At 68.6% G+C, this 17,658-nt stretch carries 13 protein-coding genes; 5 read left to right on the top strand and 8 right to left on the bottom strand.

The window, feature by feature from the left end; all coding sequences use genetic code 11:
- Positions 1–9 precede the first annotated feature (9 nt).
- Positions 10–1,020: a prolyl aminopeptidase gene (pip, locus tag LJ725_RS09675; protein WP_230550448.1), complete on the bottom strand. Its 1,011-nt coding sequence runs from the start codon at positions 1,018–1,020 to the stop codon at positions 10–12.
- 123 nt (positions 1,021–1,143) lie between these two features.
- Between pip and LJ725_RS09680 the strand changes: the two genes are divergently transcribed.
- A complete protein-coding gene (locus LJ725_RS09680) occupies positions 1,144–2,553 on the top strand; it encodes a M48 family metalloprotease (RefSeq protein ID WP_230550449.1) in 1,410 nt (469 codons plus the stop codon).
- On the opposite strand, the gene LJ725_RS09685 is transcribed toward LJ725_RS09680, so the two are convergent.
- The 6 genes from LJ725_RS09685 to LJ725_RS09710 all read right to left on the bottom strand — a co-directional run bounded on the left by LJ725_RS09685 (position 2,550) and on the right by LJ725_RS09710 (position 9,127).
- Complete coding sequence (locus LJ725_RS09685; RefSeq protein ID WP_230550450.1) at positions 2,550–3,359, bottom strand: hypothetical protein; 810 nt, start codon at positions 3,357–3,359, stop codon at positions 2,550–2,552. The two genes, LJ725_RS09680 and LJ725_RS09685, sit on opposite strands and share 4 nt — an antisense overlap.
- Before the next feature lie 106 nt (positions 3,360–3,465).
- Positions 3,466–3,993, bottom strand: a complete 528-nt coding sequence (locus LJ725_RS09690; protein ID WP_230550451.1) for a CarD family transcriptional regulator — start codon at positions 3,991–3,993, stop codon at positions 3,466–3,468.
- Between the two features lie 290 nt (positions 3,994–4,283).
- Complete coding sequence (fdxA, locus tag LJ725_RS09695; protein ID WP_230550452.1) at positions 4,284–4,619, bottom strand: ferredoxin FdxA; 336 nt, start codon at positions 4,617–4,619, stop codon at positions 4,284–4,286.
- 91 nt (positions 4,620–4,710) lie between these two features.
- On the bottom strand, positions 4,711–4,965 hold the full coding sequence (locus LJ725_RS09700) for an RNA-binding S4 domain-containing protein (RefSeq protein ID WP_230550453.1): 255 nt from the start codon (positions 4,963–4,965) through the stop codon (positions 4,711–4,713).
- A 24-nt stretch (positions 4,966–4,989) separates the two neighbouring features.
- The gene (locus tag LJ725_RS09705) at positions 4,990–8,307 is read right to left on the bottom strand and encodes a helicase-related protein (RefSeq protein WP_230550454.1); all 3,318 of its coding nucleotides are present in this window, start codon (positions 8,305–8,307) and stop codon (positions 4,990–4,992) included.
- Between the two features lie 58 nt (positions 8,308–8,365).
- Positions 8,366–9,127, bottom strand: coding sequence for a DUF1223 domain-containing protein (locus LJ725_RS09710; protein ID WP_230550455.1), 762 nt, complete (start codon positions 9,125–9,127; stop codon positions 8,366–8,368).
- A 253-nt stretch (positions 9,128–9,380) separates the two neighbouring features.
- On the opposite strand from LJ725_RS09710, the gene LJ725_RS09715 reads away from it, so the two are divergent.
- The 4 genes from LJ725_RS09715 to LJ725_RS09730 are packed head-to-tail and all read left to right on the top strand — an operon-like array spanning position 9,381 to position 12,599.
- Positions 9,381–10,124: a metal ABC transporter ATP-binding protein gene (locus LJ725_RS09715; protein ID WP_230550456.1), complete on the top strand. Its 744-nt coding sequence runs from the start codon at positions 9,381–9,383 to the stop codon at positions 10,122–10,124.
- Between the two features lie 16 nt (positions 10,125–10,140).
- Positions 10,141–11,010 (top strand): metal ABC transporter permease, encoded by an 870-nt coding sequence (locus tag LJ725_RS09720; RefSeq protein WP_230550457.1) that lies wholly within the window; start codon positions 10,141–10,143, stop codon positions 11,008–11,010.
- A 38-nt stretch (positions 11,011–11,048) separates the two neighbouring features.
- Positions 11,049–12,023: an alpha/beta fold hydrolase gene (locus LJ725_RS09725; protein WP_230550458.1), complete on the top strand. Its 975-nt coding sequence runs from the start codon at positions 11,049–11,051 to the stop codon at positions 12,021–12,023.
- Between the two features lie 12 nt (positions 12,024–12,035).
- Positions 12,036–12,599, top strand: a complete 564-nt coding sequence (locus tag LJ725_RS09730) for a hypothetical protein (protein ID WP_230550459.1) — start codon at positions 12,036–12,038, stop codon at positions 12,597–12,599.
- On the opposite strand, the gene LJ725_RS09735 is transcribed toward LJ725_RS09730, so the two are convergent.
- Positions 12,596–17,434 carry an NAD-glutamate dehydrogenase gene (locus tag LJ725_RS09735; protein ID WP_230550460.1) on the bottom strand — a complete coding sequence of 1,613 codons (4,839 nt, stop codon included), beginning with the start codon at positions 17,432–17,434 and terminating at the stop codon, positions 12,596–12,598. The two genes, LJ725_RS09730 and LJ725_RS09735, sit on opposite strands and share 4 nt — an antisense overlap.
- Positions 17,435–17,658: the final 224 nt, after the last annotated feature.

Below are 17,658 nucleotides of genomic sequence, written 5' to 3' on the forward strand. Positions count from 1 at the left end.
GTTTGGGGCTCAGGCGTCCCAAGGGAACCTTGGAGCAAAGAGTTCCGTGTCGCTGGTCGACAGGCGGTAGCTCTCCGTGGCGTTGACCAGGGCCGCACGGATGCCGGGCTCCAGCGCGCTGTGGCCGGCGTCGGGCACCACGATGTATCGCGCCTCGGGCCACGCCCGCGCCAGCGCATCGGCGGTCACCGGCGGACACACGATGTCGTAGCGGCCCTGCACGATCGTGCCGGGCAGGTGCCGGATGCGGCCGAGATCGGCCCACGGCCAGCCCTCCGGCAGAAACGTGCCGTTGGCGAAGTAGTGGGCCTCGATGCGCGACAGGGCCAGGGCGAAGCCGCCGTGGTCGGTCTCGAACGGCGCGCGTACCGTCGGATAGAGCGTCGAGCAGGCGGCCTCGTAGCGGCTCCAGGCGCGCGCCGCGGGCCGGTGCAGGTCGGGATTGCGGTCGATCAGCCGGCGATAATAGTTGCCGAGCAGGTCGCTGCGCTCGTCCTCCGGCAGGTGCCCGGCGAAGTCGCGCCACGCTTCGGGGAAGATCGTGCGCATGCCGTGGAGGAACCAGTCGATCTCGGGGCGTGCACCGAGGAAGATGCCGCGCAGGATGAAGCCGGTCGCGCGGTCGGGATGGGTGAGACCGTAGGCCAGCGCGAGTGTGCTGCCCCAGGAGCCGCCGAACAGCAGCCAGGCGGGGATGCCGAGATGCGTCCGGAGCTTCTCCATGTCGGCCACGAGCGCTGCGGTCGTGTTGTCCTGCAACTCGCCGAGCGGCATCGAGCGGCCGCAGCCGCGCTGGTCGAACACCACGATGCGATAGAATTGCGGGTCGAAGAAACGGCGGTGGACAGGGGCCGAGCCGGCGCCGGGCCCGCCGTGCAGGAAGACGACGGGCACGCCTTCAGGATTGCCGCTCTGCTCCCAGTAGATCGTGTGCCGGCCATCGACCGCCAGCATCCCGCTGGCATAGGGCGAGATCTCGGGAAACAGATCGGAGCGAAGCGGGGTTTCAGAACGCGGCATGCGATTGTCCTTTGGCATCACTGCCATAGCGACGCGAGTCATGCCAGCCTTGCAATGCCAGCGTTGCGATGATTGCCGCCTCCGCGCCCGAGCGTCTAAGGTCGGCACGTCCCAGGAGGTTTCGTGGATTTTCGCCGCATTCTGGCACTCGTCGCGGTGCTGGCCGCAGCCGTCGCCTGCACGCCGTCCGCAGAACCGCCTTCGACATCGGCGGGCGGGCGCGGCGCCACCGCGCTCCCCCGCGATATCGAGAAGCTTGTCGGACCGGCCGACCGCGACGTTGCCCTGCAATCCTATGTCGATCGGGTGGGGCAGAAGATCGTCGCGGCGGCGGGTCTCTCGGGTGGCTATCGCTTCCTGGTTCTGGATTCGCCGGTCGCCAACGCCCACGCCGTGCAATCCTATGTATTCGTCACCCGCGGATTGCTTGCACTCCTCGAGAACGAAGCCGAGCTGGCCGCCGCCATCGGCCACGAGCTCGGCCACCTGGTCCAGCGGCACGCGGCGCAGCGTGCGCGGGTCCGCCAGGGCGTGCTCGACGCCGCGGTCCAGGCCGCCGCCACCAGCGGTTCGGTCAATGTCGGGCGTTCGGTGGCTCAGGACGGGCTGCTGGCGCTGCGGCGCTATTCGCGCGAGCAGGAACTGGAGGCCGACCGGCTGGCCCTGGGGTACATCGTCAAGGCCGGCTATCCCGGGGCCGCGATGGCTGCGCTGATCGACCGGCTGCGGCGCCAGTCGGCGCTGGAGGCGCAGATCATGGGTGAGTCCCCGGACATCGGCGACCGGCCGAGCGCCTCCTCGACCCATCCCGCACCGATGGAGCGCACGTCGGCCATCGAAACGCTGCCGGAGGCGAGAGCGCCGGGAGAGGCGAACCAGAAGAGTTATTTCGCCGCCATCAACGGCATGTCGGTCGACGATCCGCCGAGCGAGGGATTCATCCGCGGTCGGACCTTCCTGCATCCGGTGCTGAGAATCGCCTTCACCGCGCCCCCCGGGTTCCGCCTGTTCAACGAAAGCGACGGCGTGCTCGCGGTCAATCGGGAGCGGTCGCTGATGGCTTTTTCCTGCCTGCCGACGCCGGTGACCGGGCCACTCGACGAATGGATGCGCAACAAACTGAAGCCGACGCCGACCGACATCCAGACCCTGGAGATCAACGGCGCGGAGGCGGCGATCGGCGCCCGCCCGCGCGGCTCCGACACCGGTCTCGGCCAGGCGCGCTACGTCGCGATCCGCCAGGGCGGCCGGATCTGTAACTTCGCGATGGTGAGCGAGGGGGCCGATCAGGACCGGCAGATCGCGGCCATGATCGCGTCGGCGCGAACCTTCAGGACCCTTTCGGCGTCCGAGGCGGCGGCGCTGCAGCCCTACCGGCTGCGGATCGTCTCGCCGGCAGGATCGACGCCGGCCTCGCTTGCCGCCTACATGCCCTATCCGGACCTGAAGATGGAACGCCTGCTGGTCCTCAATGCCGCCCAGTCACCGGCCGAACTGAGCAGCCGGGCGCAGATCAAGGTCGTCGAGCCCTAAGCCTCGAGCCGTTCGATCATTGCGCCGTCGGCATCGAGCGCGACCGCGGCCGGCCTGTCGCGCGCGACGGTGAGGATCCGCCCCGTCTCCTGGGCGGCGTTGCGCGCAGGCCCCGCACCCCGCACCACCCTGACGATGGGTGGCCAGCCGCCGTCCTCTGCCTTGGCGAGCGCGGCATCGAGCTGCGCGTCGGTCTGCGTGTTCCACCAGAAGGCGTCCGCCTGCTTGGCAAGCGGGCGGCCGGGATCGACACCGTTGGCCGCGAACACCACGCGGCCGTCGGCGCTGAGCGCTGCACGCGAGAGGGCGTTCAGGAGATCGCCGTGGCCGGGCTGCTGGGTCTGCCGTTCGCGCAATCCCGTCGTCCAGCGGGCGATCGCAAGCGGCCCGTTGCGGCAGGCGATGCGCCCTTCCGCGATCGAATAGCCGTAGGCTTCGATGACGGCCGAAAGGCCGCGCGAGAGCATCCAGTCGAGCACGTCGAGGGGCGACAGGGCGAACTGCAGCTGGAGGACCTTGTGCCACATCTCCTCCTGGGCCCCGCGCAGGAAGACGAAGTCCTCGACCTCGGCGCCGGGCCTGGCGAGCAGGCGACGCCGCAACAGCAGCATTAGATCGATCAGCCGTGGCGTGTTTCCGGCCGCCCCCAGCATGTTGCCGAGCACGACCAGCCGGTCGCCCGGGGCCCAGCGCTGCAGCAGGAGGCCGCCCAGATGCGCCAGGGCCGCATGATCGCCGGCCAGTGCCCCCAGCGCCCAGGTGGTGCCGCCATCACGCAGGCGGGCGATCGAGGCGACTTTGCTCATGGATCAAGGGCCGGAAACGGGCAGGGGCTGGGACGGCGGACATGAAAAAGGCGGCGCGACATTGGAGTGTCGAGCCGCCTTTTATCCCATTCCGTGCCAGAACCGCCTAGGCGACCTTCTGCAGAACGCTGTTGAGCTTCTGGGTCGCCAGTTCCTTGTCGATCCGTTCGACGGCGGCGAGCTCGCGCGCGAGACGGTCGAGCGCCGCTTCGTAGATCTGGCGTTCGCTGTAGGACTGGTCGGGCTGGCCGGCATTGCGATGCAGGTCGCGCACGACCTCGGCGATCGACACCGGGTCGCCGGAGTTGATCTTGGCTTCGTACTCCTGCGCACGACGGTTCCACATGGCGCGGCTCACGCGGCTGCGGCCTTTCAGGGTCACCAGCGCGCTCTCCATGATCTTGCGCGAGCTCAGCTTGCGCAGGCCGGAGATCTTCGCCTTGGCCACCGGAACGCGCAGCATCATGCGCTCCTGTTCGAACGAAATGACGAACAGGTCGAGCTTGTGACCTGCGATTTCCTTCGCTTCGATATCAATCACGCGGCCGACGCCATGCGTCGGGTACACCACGAAATCACCCTTCTCGAAGGCGAATTCCTTCGCCTTGGCGGGCGCCTTCTTCGGCTTGGCCATATCGTCTAGTCCCTTCACAACAGCCCCGCTTTCTGCGATACCGCGACCCACCGCATACGCTCCCCTGCGTATTCGGCCCGGCATCGCAAGCATCGGTAAGTTTCTTTCGGATACCGATACGGACACCGAGCCAGCGGCGGACCGGACCCCGGACCGCTTCCAGCCCGGGCCTCATAGCAGATTTTTCGCGCGGAGTCGCGTCCGTTGTTGCATTTCAGCAACGGTCTAGCTATGCGCAATCCGCATGGCTATTGCAAAAGGTACAATTCGAGACTTGCGAAGCTACCCGATCAGCGGGCAGCCGGCTTGTCGCTGAAGTACTTCTCGAACTTGTCCTTCTCGTCCTTGTACTGTTCGGCATCGGCCGGCGCGTCGCCCTTGCGGGTGATGTTGGGCCAGGTCGCCGACAGGGACCGGTTCAGCTCGAGCCACTTCTCGAGACCCTTTTCGGTATCGGGCAGGATGGCGTTGGGAGGGCACTCGGGTTCGCACACGCCGCAGTCGATGCATTCGTCCGGATTGATGACCAGCATGTTCTCGCCCTCGTAGAAGCAGTCCACGGGGCAGACTTCAACGCAGTCCATGTACTTGCACTTGATGCAAGCTTCGGTAACGACATAGGTCATAAGGGCTCCAGCAACGAGCGGCGGCTGCTTAACGTGCGAATTCCCGTGACGCAAGGCGCGCGACGTAATGCGCGCACTCTAGCGGTCCTTTTCAAGGCGAGTCGATCTCCTCATACAACGTGCGTGCCTCTGGCGCAGGCCCGCGCCGTTCTCCCAGTGCCATGACGCGCACGACCTTCACGTGCGGACCCAGCGCGAAGGTGAGGACCATGCCGGGAGTGACCGTGGCATGGGCCTTGTCGACGGCCCGGCCATCGATCCGACAGCGCGACTTCTCGACGTAACGGGCAGCCAGAGAGCGTGTCTTGAAGAAACGCGCGTGCCAGAGCCACTTGTCGAGCCGCATCCCGCGTCAGCACTCCACGGGCGGCTACTTCTTTCCGCCGAGCTTGAGCTCGAGCAGCTTGGCGAACGGCGAATCGGCGGTCGAATCGCCCTTCGTCTCGGTCGTGGCGTAGAGCCGCAGCGCCGGACCGCCATTGTCGCGCCGAGGCGGGCGCGGTCCGCGCCGGTCGTCGCGACCCCGGTTGTCCTGCGGCGGCCGTCCGTCCTTGCGATCCTGGCGCGGTCCCTCGTTCCGGGGGCCGTCGGTCCGCGGACCATCGCTCCGCTGGCCGCCGCCCGGACGGGGGCCGCTGCGGGGGCCGTCGTCCCGGCCGCGCGGCGGGCGCGGCGAATCGGAGAAGAACTGCCGCTCGTTCGGTCGCTCTGGGCGGTCGCGACGACGCTGGTCGCGCTCTTCGCGCTGCTGAAGGCGCTGGCGCTCGCGCTGCTCCTCGCGCTCGCGCACGAAGCGCGGCTTGATGGAGAAGGCATGCAGGGGCCCGTTCTCGTCCGAAGGCGGGTGAACGCGGTAGCCGAGGCCCCGCAGCACATTCGCCATCTCGGGCTCGGAACAGCCGACCAGCGACATCATCTGCGGCGTGGCGCGGAACCAGCCGGGCGGGAGCGGACGCGGTTCTTTCTTGGCTGGCGCAGCGGGCTTCTCCGCATCACCGGCCTCCGCGGCGGCGGCCGCCGGCTCGCCCGCGGCCTCGCTGGACGGCGATTCGGCTGCGGCCTCGGCAGGAGCTTCGACGTCGGCGCTGGCTTCGGTCGGCGTCTCGGGTGCAGTCTCCGCCACGGTCTGGGGCGACGATTCGGCAGGAGCGGCGGACTCGACCGCCTGAGCCTCCGCCACGGGCGTCTCGGCTGCAGGAGCCTCCGCATCCGCGGAAGGCGCCGCCTCGGCGGCCGGGATGGTCTCGGCAGGGCCGTCCGGCTCGCTCTCGCCGAAAGCCGCGGCGACAATCGCCCATTCGCTGATTTCGTCGGCGGTCGCAGCCGTGGGGATCGCGGGCCCCCGACCGGCGGCAGGCCGCTTCTCCTGCTTCTCCGGCTTGTCCTGTTGCTGCGCGCGGCGCGCCGCCTCGCGGCTGTCGCGCACGGCGCCGCGGGCCATGGCGGCCAGACGCTCCACCATGTCGGCCCGGATCGCGTGGTCACCCAGCGGCAGGTAGCCGATGGCAGCATAAAAATCGCGCTCGGCGTCGCGCGGCAGATCCATCGACGTCCGGCCTTCGGCCGGCAGCGGCGGGATCGTGTCGCGGCCCTTGGCGACCATCCAGAGGCCGGCGCGCAGGCGGATCGGCACCGGCTTGAGCATGCTGGGGAAGTAGAGTGAGAAGACGCCGACGCGCACGCCGAGGCGCGCCAGTGCCTTGCGGTCCTCCTCGGTGAGCTGCGCGAGCTGTTCCTCGACCGGGCGGCGCGGCAGCACGCCCAGACCCTCGCAGAGCTGGAAGATCACGCCGCGGGCGCCGGCCGGCAGTTCGGTCGTGGCGCGGGCGTCCATCAATTCGCTGAGGCCGAGGCGGATGCGCGTCTCGACCCAGGTGGCGGCGCGCTTCCGGACTTCTTCGCGCGACGGGCCGTCGAGCAGATCCGATGCGATGGCCTCGACCTTGGGCGCGAGCACGTCGCCGGACGGCAACAGGCGCGCGACCGGGCCGCCGCCCCAGCAGACGCGGAGCTGGCCGTCGAAGACGATCTCGCCGTCCTGACTGTTGACGAACGCCTGGAGACGATCCGGCAGATCCTGGCGCAGCGCGCGCAGGGCCGCGCTCAGCACGGCCTTCTGGTCGGTCTGTCCCTCGGTGGCACCTGGCACGAAGCGGAATCCCTCGATGTGCCCGAGATGCTCGCCTTCAACGATGACTTCGCCGGCAGCGGCGACTGTCGAGTTCATTTCACCCTCATCGCGCAATCTTCGTACAAGCAAAGCCGCGCGTCTATCGACAAACCGTTGCGTCAGCCGCTGATGCAGAACGTCGGAAAGCCTGTCCTCGATCGCGCGGGCGCGTTCCTGCCAGTGGACGGCGCGCTGAATCCAGTCGGGACGATGCGAAATGTAGGTCCAGGTGCGAACATGCGCGATGCGTGCCATCAACGTGTCGATGTCGCCGTCGAAGCGCTCCAGCCGTTTCACGTGGCTGTCGATCCAGTCTTCGGGCAAGCGCTCGCCGCCCTGCGTCAGGTGGCCGAAGATCTGTCCCAGAAGCGTGATGTGTTCTTCCGTCATCGTCTTGCGGAAGTCGGGAACCTGACAGACCTCCCACAGCAACCTCACCCGCTTGGACGAGTGCAGGCGCGGCAGGAAGGCCGACTGGGTCGCGAGGGTCTGCAGTGCGATCTGGTCGTCCTGTTCCCGCACGCGCTGCAGTGCGGGATGAGGCGGGCCGGCATTCAGTGTGGCGACCAGAGACTGGACCGAGCGGAAGTCGAGATCGCTGTTGCGCCATTGCAGGTCGCGCAGCGGATCGAAGCGATGGTTCTCGATCGCCTCGACGACGTCGGGATCGAGCCCGCTGATGCCGGCGGTCGTTCCGAACGTGCCGTCGTTCATGTGCCGCCCGGCGCGCCCGGCGATCTGTGCCAGCTCGCCGGTGCGCAACGGACGCGAGCTGCGGCCGTCGTATTTTCGCAAGGACGCGAACCAGACATGGTTCACGTCCATGTTGAGGCCCATGCCGATCGCGTCGGTCGCGACGAGATAGTCGACCTCGCCTGACTGGAACATGTCGACCTGCGCGTTGCGTGTGCGCGGGCTCATGGCGCCCATGACGACCGCCGTGCCGCCGCGCTGGCGACGGATCAGTTCGGCGATCTCGTAGACTTCGTTGGCGGAGAACCCGACCACGGCGGAGCGACGCGGCAGGCGCGTCGCTTTCTTCGAGCCGACATAGGTGAGGTTGGAGAAGCGCGGTCGCGCGACGACATCGATGTCGGGCAGCAGCCGGTTCAGCCCCGGACGGATCGTGTCGGCGCCCAGCAGCATCGTCTCGTTCAGGCCGCGCGCATGCAGCAGGCGGTCGGTGAAGAAGTGGCCGCGTTCCGGGTCCGACGCCATCTGCACTTCGTCGACCGCGAGAAAGGAAACCGGCCGGTCGACCGGCATTGATTCGACGGTGCAGACGAAATAGCGCGCGCTGGACGGCGCGATCCGCTCCTCGCCGGTGATCAGCGCCACCTGGGACGCGCCTTTGAGCTTTACGATGCGGTCATAGTTCTCGCGCGCCAGCAGACGCAGCGGGAAGCCGATCATGCCCGAATCGTGTCCGAGCATGCGCTCGATCGCGAGATAGGTCTTGCCGGTGTTGGTGGGACCGAGGACGGCGGTCAGGCGGCCGGAGGCGCCGGAAAGCGACATGGGCGGCACCTTCGCTTGCGGCCGCGGCGGAAGCAAGGCGATCGGCCGGCGCCCGGGATCAGCCCGAGTAGGCGGGCTCCAGCTTGTTGCAGCCGATCATCGGGCCGTGATCGGTCTCCTGTACCAGCACGGCCATGCCCTGCGTGGGACCGATGCGTTCGCCGGGCACCGACCAGCTCCTGGCCGTGCCGTCCCAGCGGTCGACCAGCTCGATATGGCGCACGGTGTTGAAGTTCTCGAGCATGCGGCCCTGGTTCTCGCCGCTCCGTACCGGGGTCGTGTGCCGACGATCGTAGATCGCCAGTGTCACGTCGGCGATGCGGCCATCGAGCGGGTAGGCATCGAGCCTGATGGAGAGGGGGCCGCCGAGAGCGCGGGAGAGGTCGGGCGTCGCGCGCCGTGTCGCGCGCGCCTGGGCGCGGGACAGCAGAGCCTCGATCGGCGCCGGATCGCGTCCGGTATCGTGGCCAATACCATCGACCACCATTTCGGGGGTGTAGACGTAGCGTTGCTTCAGGGTCCGCGCGTAGGCTCGCTGGCGTTCAGTGGTCTCGCGCGAGGCGAAGGGATCCCGCCACCCGATATAGTCCCAGTAGTCGACATGGAAGGCCAGGGCCACGATGTCGGGCCGCCTCGCGAGGCGCCCGAGATGCATGTCGGCCGGCGGGCATGAACTGCAGCCTTGCGAGGTGAAGAGCTCGACCGCCCACGGTCCTTCGGCGGCCGGCCGGGCCGCGACCTCGCGCGACAGGTTGGTCGCAACCGCGGCGGCGGCCCCGATCAGCATTGCCCTGCGGCCGGACGTAAAGACTTTCGACATGAGGGGCAGGATGCGCGCGCTCGAGCCGGCCTGCCAATCAACAATCGGTCACTGACCGGTGACGTGCACATCACGCCCGGGGCGGGCTCGTCTGGACTCCTGTAGGGTAATATTATAACAAACCGTTGCATGTCCCACCCTCGTTCCCCGGGCACGACCCTGCTGGCCATGAGTGCGCCCGCGCGCGTCTCGGCCGCGCTCGGCCTGTCGGCCCTGCTGTGGCTTTGTGCCTGGTGGGCACTGTGAGGCCCCGATGACCGCGGCGCTGCGTCTGGTCGACCTCACCGTCAGCTACGACCGTCACCCGGCGGTCCATCATGTGTCGGCGGAGATTCCGGCCGGCGAGATGACGGCCATCGTCGGCCCCAACGGCGCCGGCAAGAGCACACTGCTGAAGGCTCTCCTCGGACTCGCGCCGCGGGTCGAGGGCCGCATCGAATGCACGGCCAGGCGCATCGCCTACCTGCCGCAGCAGGCGGAGATCGACCGCTCCTTCCCGATCTCTGTGCTCGACACGGTGCTCCTCGGCCGCTGGTCGCGCTTCGGCGGGTTCGGCGCCGCGCGGCACGCCGACCTGCATGACGCGCATCACGCCATCGAGGCGGTCGGGCTCGCCGGGTTCGAGCGCCGCCCGATCGACACGCTTTCGGTCGGCCAGTTCCAGCGCGTGCTGTTCGCGCGCCTGCTGCTCCAGGACGCCGACCTCGTACTGCTCGACGAACCCTTTGCGGCCATCGACAGCAAGACTGTGGCCGACCTGATGGCGGTGATCCGTCGCTGGCGCGAAGAGAAGCGCACCGTCGTCGCGGTGCTTCACGATTTCGACCAGGTCCGGCGGGATTTCCCGCATGCGCTGCTGCTGGCGCGCGAGCTGGTCGATGTCGGCCCGACCGCGCGCGTGCTGTCGTCGGAGAACCTGCTGCGCGCTCGCGCCATGGCGGAAGCCTGGGACGAGCATGCCGGCGCCTGCGAAGTGCCGATGCGGCTCAGCGCCTGAACGACGGCGGCGTCTCATGGTGTACGAGTATGTGATCGCGCCCTTCGCCGACTTCGGTTTCATGCGCCGCGCGCTGGTTGCGAGCCTGGCGCTGTCGGTGGGCGGCTCGGCCATCGGCGTGTTCCTGATCCTGCGTCGCATGAGTCTGATGGGCGATGCCCTGGCGCATTCGCTGCTGCCCGGGGCGGCGATGGGTTTCCTGATCGGCGGTCTCTCGCTGCCGGCCATGAGCCTCGGCGGCTTTGTCGCGGGCGTGGCGACGGCGCTCCTGTCGGGCGTGATCGCACGCTTCTCCAGCATGCGCGAGGATGCGAGCTTCGCTGCGGCCTATCTGACGGCGATGGCGCTGGGCGTGCTCATCATCTCGCTGAGAGGCTCCGCGGTCGACCTCATGAACATCCTGTTCGGCGCGATCCTGGCGGTCGACGACGGAGCGCTGATCCTCGTCGTGTCGACCGCGACGCTGACGCTGGTCGGGCTTGCGGCGATCTATCGCCCGCTGGTCGTGGAGTGCTTCAACCCGGGCTTCCTCGCCGCGATGGGCGTGCGCGGCTCGCTCTATCACTATCTCTTCCTGTCGCTCGCCGTGCTGAACATGGTGGCGGGCTTCCAGGCTCTGGGCACGCTGATGGCGCTCGGCCTCATCCTGCTGCCGGCCGTCGCGTCCTCCTTCTGGGCGCGCGAGGTCTGGTCGATGAGCCTGGTTGCGGCCCCCATGGCCTTCGCGTCGGCGGCCGTCGGCCTGCTCGTCTCGTTCCATGGCGGCCTGCCGTCGGGTCCGGTGATCGTGCTGTTCGCCAGCTTCTTCTTCCTGCTGTCGCTGTTGTTCGGCACGCGCGCCTCGGTGCGGGCGCGCCTGTCACGACCGGTTCACTTGCGCGGGTAACCGGGCAGGCTAGGGTGACCTTTGCGGAGGAAACCCAGATGACCAACTCGCCGGTGCCGGGCGTCACGCTCAAGACGACCACGGCCAACAACATCCATATGCGCTATGCCGAGGCGGGCAGCGGACCGCTCGTCCTGTTCTGCCATGGCTGGCCCGAGAGCTGGTACTCCTGGCGCCATCAACTGCAGGCGGTGAGCGCCGCGGGCTTCCGCGCCGTCGCTCCCGACATGCGCGGCTATGGTGGCACGCAGTCTCCCGAACCGATCGACCAGTACACGCTCTATCACCTCGTGGGCGACATGGCCGAGCTGGTGAAGGCGCTCGGCGAGACGAGGGCCGTGATCGTCGGCCACGACTGGGGGGCGCCCGTCGCCTGGCATGCCGCCCTGTGGCGGCCCGATCTCTTCACCGCGGTCTCGGCGATGAGCGTGCCCTACGCGCCGCCGGGCTATGTCGACATCCTGTCGGCGCTCGAGAAGCTCGGCATCGACAACTTCTATCTCCAGTACTTCCAGAAGCCGGGCGTGGCCGAGGCCGAGCTTCAGCAGGACATTCGCGGCGCGCTGCGCAAGCTCTACTACACGGCCGGCGGCGAAATGACGGAGAAGGACAAGGGCTTCGGCCGCCTCACCGGCGGCACGCTGCTCGCCAACACCGTCGATCCCGAGACACTGCCCGCCTGGCTGAGCGACATCGATCTCGACTACTACGCGGGCGAGTTCGCGCGCGCGGGTTTTCGGGGCGGCCTCAACTGGTATCGCAACCTGCGCCGCAACTGGGAGCTCAGCGGGCCCTGGCGCGGCCAGCCGATCCGCCAGCCCTCGCAGTTCATCGCCGGCAGCCGCGACGGCGTGCTGCGCTTTCCCGCCGCAAAGAGCCAGCTCGAGGCCTATCCGAATACGCTGCCGGGCCTGCGCGGGAGTCACATCCTCGAGGGCGCCGGGCACTGGGTGCAGCAGGAGCGCGCCGCCGAGGTGAACCGCTTGCTGATCGAATTCCTGAAGGGCCTCTAGGGTGAAACGACGATGCGCGTGCCTGCTCCCACCTTCGCGGCCTTCGTCGTCATGCTCGCACTGCTCGGCGCCTGCGCCGCTCCACCGGTCAGGCCGTCGGCGATGGTGCCCGATCTGGCGGGCCTGCCGCCCGGTCCGGCGCCGGCCTATCGCCAATCGATCGTGGTCGGTCCGGTGAGTGGCGGGCCCGGCGCCTCCGCGCTCTGGACCGCCGCCATCGATGCTGCCCAGTTCCAGGCTGCGCTCGGTCGCACGCTCCAGGCGGGCGGCCTCGGTGGGATCGATGGCGGTCGCTTCAGGCTCGACGCCACGCTGGTGAAACTCGAGAAGCCCTTCGCAGGATACGGCATGACGGTCGAGGCGGTCGTGGCCTACCGGATGACCGACACGGTCACGGGCGCCGTTGTCTACGACGCCTCGCTCGCGACGCCCGGCAGCGCGACGCTGGACGATGCGATCGACAACAACACGCGGCTGGTTCTCGCCAACGAGCGCGCTGTGCAGGCCAACCTGCGCCGGCTCGTCGAGGCGCTCTACGCGCTCCCCGACCGGCCGCTCGCTTCACCCCGCCGCTAGACCAGGGTCCGCAATTCGGCGGTGGCGACCGACAGCATCGCGAGGTCGATGCTGCCGGCGGAGGCGAGGTCCTCTTTCAGGAGGCGGTCCACCCGCTCCAGCGCGAGACGGCGCGGCTCGCTCCAGGCGGCGAGCGCGGCGTCGGGGTCGCAATCGTTGCCGCCGTCCGCGCGCAGCGCCGATCGAAGCAGGTCGGCCTGCAGCGCCGCCAGCTCATCCTGCACCGCGAGAGCGGCCTGCGCGGGCCACAGCCCGTCGCGCGGCAGTTTCTGTGCGGCATTGGCGAGCAACGCGAGCGACAGGCGCTCAGCCAACTTGAAGTAGAGCCTGGCCGCGCTGCCGATGGTGCAGCCATTGGCTTCGGCCGCCAAGGCGAGGTCGCCAGCGGCGGACAGCGTTTCCAGCGCCGCGGCGCGGCGGGCGAGATCGGCCGGAGCGCCCATCGCCTCGAAAGCGGCGGCGCGTTCGCCCAGCGCAGCGCTTTCGGCGTCGCCAACCAGGTCCGCGCGCAGGTCGCCCAGTGCTTCGACGGCGCGGCCGAGCTGCGCGGTGGCGGCGGTCGTGTCGAGTGGCTGCGGCAGACGCCGCAGGGTCCATTGCACGGTGCGCACGAGGAAGCGCTGCGAGGCGATCAGCATGCGAAGCTGCGCCTCGGCCTTGAGCGAGGCGTCGAGCGCTTCGATGTCGCCCCACAAGTCGCGCAGCTTCCAGGCGTCGCGGACCACGGTGAAGGCCTGGGCGATGGTGGCGCCCGTGGCGCCGGTCCGTTGCGCGACGGTGTGCACGAAGGTCGGCCCGCCGCGGTTCACCAGCGAGTTCACGACCTGCAGCGTGGTGATCTCGCGACGCAGGCGATGTCCCTGGATCGCGCCCGGGAACTTCTCCTGCAGCGCCGTCGGGAAGTAGCGCAGCAGCTCGTCCCCAAGGCGCGGATCGTCGGGGAGCTCAGAGGCCAGGATCTCCTCGTTGAGGTCGATCTTGGCATAGGCGAGCAGGACGCAGAGTTCGGGCCGCGTCAGCGGCTGGCGGTTCTGCGCACGCAGTCGCATCGCGGCCGTGTCGGGCAGGTACTCGACGGTGCGGTCGAGCCGTCCCTTGCGCTCCAGGGCGCGCATAAAGCGCTCCAGCCGGTCGTGTTCCTCGGCCGCGCGGCCCTCGGCGACGCTGATGGCCTGGCTTTGCTGGTAGTTGTGGCGCAGCACAAGCGTCGCGACTTCGTCGGTCATCGAGAACAGCAGCGGATCGCGCGCCTCGGACGCGAGTGCGCCAGAGGCGATGGCGCCGCCCGTCGCGATCTTGATGTTGACCTCGTGGTCGGATGTGTCGACGCCTGCCGAATTGTCGAGGGCGTCGGTGTTGATCTTGCGTCCGGCGAGCGCGGCCTCGACGCGGCCGCGCTGGGTGAAGCCGAGATTGGCGCCCTCGCCGATCACGCGCGCCCTCACCTGCGCCGCGTCGATGCGCAGCGCATCGTTGGCGCGGTCGCCGGCATCGGCATGGCTCTCGCTCGCCGCCTTCACATAGGTGCCGATGCCGCCGAAATAGAGAAGATCGACCGGCGCGGTCAGGATGGCGCGCATCAGGTCGAGCGGCGCCATGGTCGGCGCCTCGATGCCCAGCGCGGCGCGTGCTTCGGGAGAGAGTGTCACCGACTTGGCGTTGCGGTCGAGGATCGCGCCGCCCGCGGACAGAAGGCTTCTGTCGTAGTCCATCCACGAGGATCGCGGCAGCGCGAACAGCCGCTGCCGCTCCGCGAGGCTGGTGGCGGGGTCGGGCGCGGGGTCGATGAAGATGTGGCGATGGTCGAAGGCCGCCACCAGCCTGATGTGCGGCGACAGCAGCATGCCGTTGCCGAACACGTCGCCTGACATGTCGCCGACGCCGGCGACCGTGAACGGCGTCTGCTGGATGTCCTGGCCCAGTTCGCGGAAGTGGCGTTTCACCGATTCCCACGCGCCGCGCGCGGTGATGCCCATTTTCTTGTGGTCGTAGCCGGCCGAGCCGCCCGAGGCGAAGGCATCGTCGAGCCAGAAACCGTACTCGCGGGCCAGCGCGTTGGCGATGTCGGAGAAGGTGGCCGTGCCCTTGTCGGCGGCGACCACGAGATAGGGGTCGTCGCCGTCGTGGCGCACCACGTCGGCTGGCGGCACGATCCCGCCGTCCGAATAGTTGTCGGTGATGTCGAGCAGGCCGCGGATCAGAGTCTGGTAGCAGGCGATGCCCTCGGCCTGGATCTGCTCGCGTGTGCCGACGCCCCCTTGAGGATTGGCCGGCGGCTGCTTCACGTAGAAGCCGCCCTTCGATCCCACCGGCACGATGACGGCGTTCTTCACCATCTGCGTCTTCATCAGGCCGAGAATCTCGGTGCGGAAATCCTCGCGCCGGTCGGACCAGCGGATGCCGCCGCGCGCGACGCGTCCGCCGCGCAGGTGGATGCCCTCCATGCGCGGGCTGTAGACGAAGATCTCGACCAGCGGCCGCGGCGCGGGCAGCTCGTCGATCGCGCGGCTGTCGATCTTGAGCGAGATCCATGCCTTCGAGCCATTCGCCTGCCAGTAATTGGTGCGCAGGGTGCAGTGCACCGCATTGTGGAAGCGGCGCAGGATACGGTCTTCGTCGAGCGTGCCGACGGCTTCGAGGGCGGAGGCGAATTCCGTCTCGATCGCGGCGACCCTGTTGGTTCGCTCTTCGGAGGCGGCATCGCCCGACGCCGGATCGAAACGCGCCGCGAAAAGGTCGACCAGCAGGCGCGCCACCTTCGGATAGGCCGCCAGCGCGCGCTCCATGTATTCCTGGCTGAACGGGATGCCGGCCTGCCGCAGGTACTTCGCATAGGTCCGCACGATGGCGACTTCCCGCCAGGTGAGTCCGGCACCGAGCACAAGCTTGTTCAGCCCGTCATTCTCCAGAGCACCCGCGCGCAGCTTCTCGATCGCCTCGATGAAGCGCGGCCCCACCGTGTCGAGATCGACGGGCGATTTGTCGGCGGTCTCGACGCGCAGCACCTGCATCGCCACGCCGTGGGTCTGCTCGTCGCCGCCCTCCTTGCGCAGCAGGAACGGCGCCTCGCTGATCACGCGCAGGCCGAGGTTTTCGGCGAGCGGCAGGATGTCGGAGAGGGCGATCGGCTTGCGCGGATGGAACAGGCGAAGCGCAAAGCGGTGCGCGGGCATGCCGGCGCGCCGGCCGACCTGAACGCCGAAGTCCGAGCCGTCGACGAAGCGCTGCAGTTGCGCGATGTCGCTGAGAGCCTGCGATGCGTCGAAGCTCTCGCGGTACACGGCCGGGAACCAGTCGCGCCAGCGGCGCGCGGCCGCGCGGCCTTCGGCTTCGCCGAGCCGTGCCTGCAGGGCCGCCCGCAGCCGGTCGTTCCACGAGGTCGCCGCGTCCATCAACTGGCGTTCGAGTTCGGCGAGGTCGGGCGCAGCCTGTTCCGGCGCGTTGAGCTTCAGCGTGTAGAGGGACTGGACCAGTGCGGAATTGCTGCCGACCGAGGACGCCACCGAGGTGACGCGGCCGTTCCAGGCCTTTTCAAGAAGGACCGAGAAGCGTGCCGAGAGCGCCTCGTCGAAGCGCTCGCGCGGCACGAAGACCAGTGCGGTGGCGAAGCGGCCGACCGTATCGAGGCGCGAGAACATCGCGACCCGCCTTCTCTCCTGCAGCTGCAGGATGCCCAGCACATGGTCGTAGAGCGTGTCCTCGTCGACCTGAAACAGTTCGTCCCGCGGATAGGAATCGAGGATCGCCAGCAGCGCCTTGCCGTCGTGCCCGTGGCGATCGAAGCCCGACCGGCGCAACAGGCTCTCGATGCGGCCGCGCAACAGCGGCACGTCGTGGACCGGCGCGTGATAGGCGGCGGACGTGAACAGGCCGACCAGCCGGTGCTCGCCGGTGACGCGCCCGTCGGCATCGCAGGTCTTCACGATCACGCAGTCCATCGCGCCGCTGCGATGGACCAGCGATGGCCGGTCGGTCTTCACGACCAGGATGTTGTGCGGTCCGCGCGCGAAGCGGGCCATCGCTTCACCGGCGCCGACGCCCGGCTCGAACAGCCGCACCTCGTCGCGCCGAAGGACGCCCAGTGCCGAGCCGGGCACGATCTCGTAGCGCAGGCCGGCGGGCTGGTTCGCATCCTCGACGTAGCGGTAGCGCCGGTGGCCGAGGAAGGTGAAGTGGTTGGCCTCGAGCCAGCGCAGGAAGTCCTCGTATTCCGGGAAGTTCGGGGCGCGCCCCGGCGCGAGGTCGAGGATGGCGTCGAGACAGGCGCGGCGCATCGCGGCCCAGTCGTCGACCGCCAACCGCACCTCGGCCAGCACGCGGGTGAGCGCGGCCGCGATCTCGTCGAGCAGCACCGGGTCGCTCTGGCGATCGATCTCGATGTGCATCATCGATTCCGGTCGTGCCCGCTCGCCCGCTTCGAGGGCGATGCCTACCAGGTCGCCATCGAGGTCCCGGCGCGCCGCCATCACCGGATGGGCGAGGAGATGGACGGCTATTTCCCGGCGGTTGAACTCGTTGGCGATCGAATCGACCAGGAACGGCATGTCGTCGTTGACGATCTGCACGATCGTGTGGCGGCTCTCGAAGCCATGGTCGCCGAGGGCGGGATTGAAGATACGGACCTTGGCGACCCCGGGCAGGCGGCGGCGCGCAAAGGCCAGGAGCGAGATCGCGGCGGCAGCCCGCTGGTCGACCGGCGCGGCCGCGAGGTCCTTGTCGGACACCCGGCTGAACAGGCGGCGCGTGAAATGCGCCCCTTCCTCGCCGCCGGGCTGAAGGGCGGCGGCGCAGATCGCGTCCAGCCCATAGACGCGCGGGGTCGACGAATTGGCCATATTTTGTGCATTCCTCGCGAATCTGTGGCCGATGTTACGCTCGACGATGACATTCTGACGACGGAGTCTTGGCGAAGCCGAGAATGCCCATCGAATCGCGGCTTTGGCGAGGTGGTCGTGCGCGGGCCAGCCGATTCGCTGCGGTTTCTGTCCACGGTCCACGGAATCCGCGGGAAAGCGCGTTTTGTTCTCCTTCGATGCTGCAGGTGCGAAGAGGCGAAAAC

It is taken from the genome of Reyranella aquatilis (genome assembly GCF_020880995.1).
GTDB classification, from domain to species: domain Bacteria; phylum Pseudomonadota; class Alphaproteobacteria; order Reyranellales; family Reyranellaceae; genus Reyranella; species Reyranella aquatilis.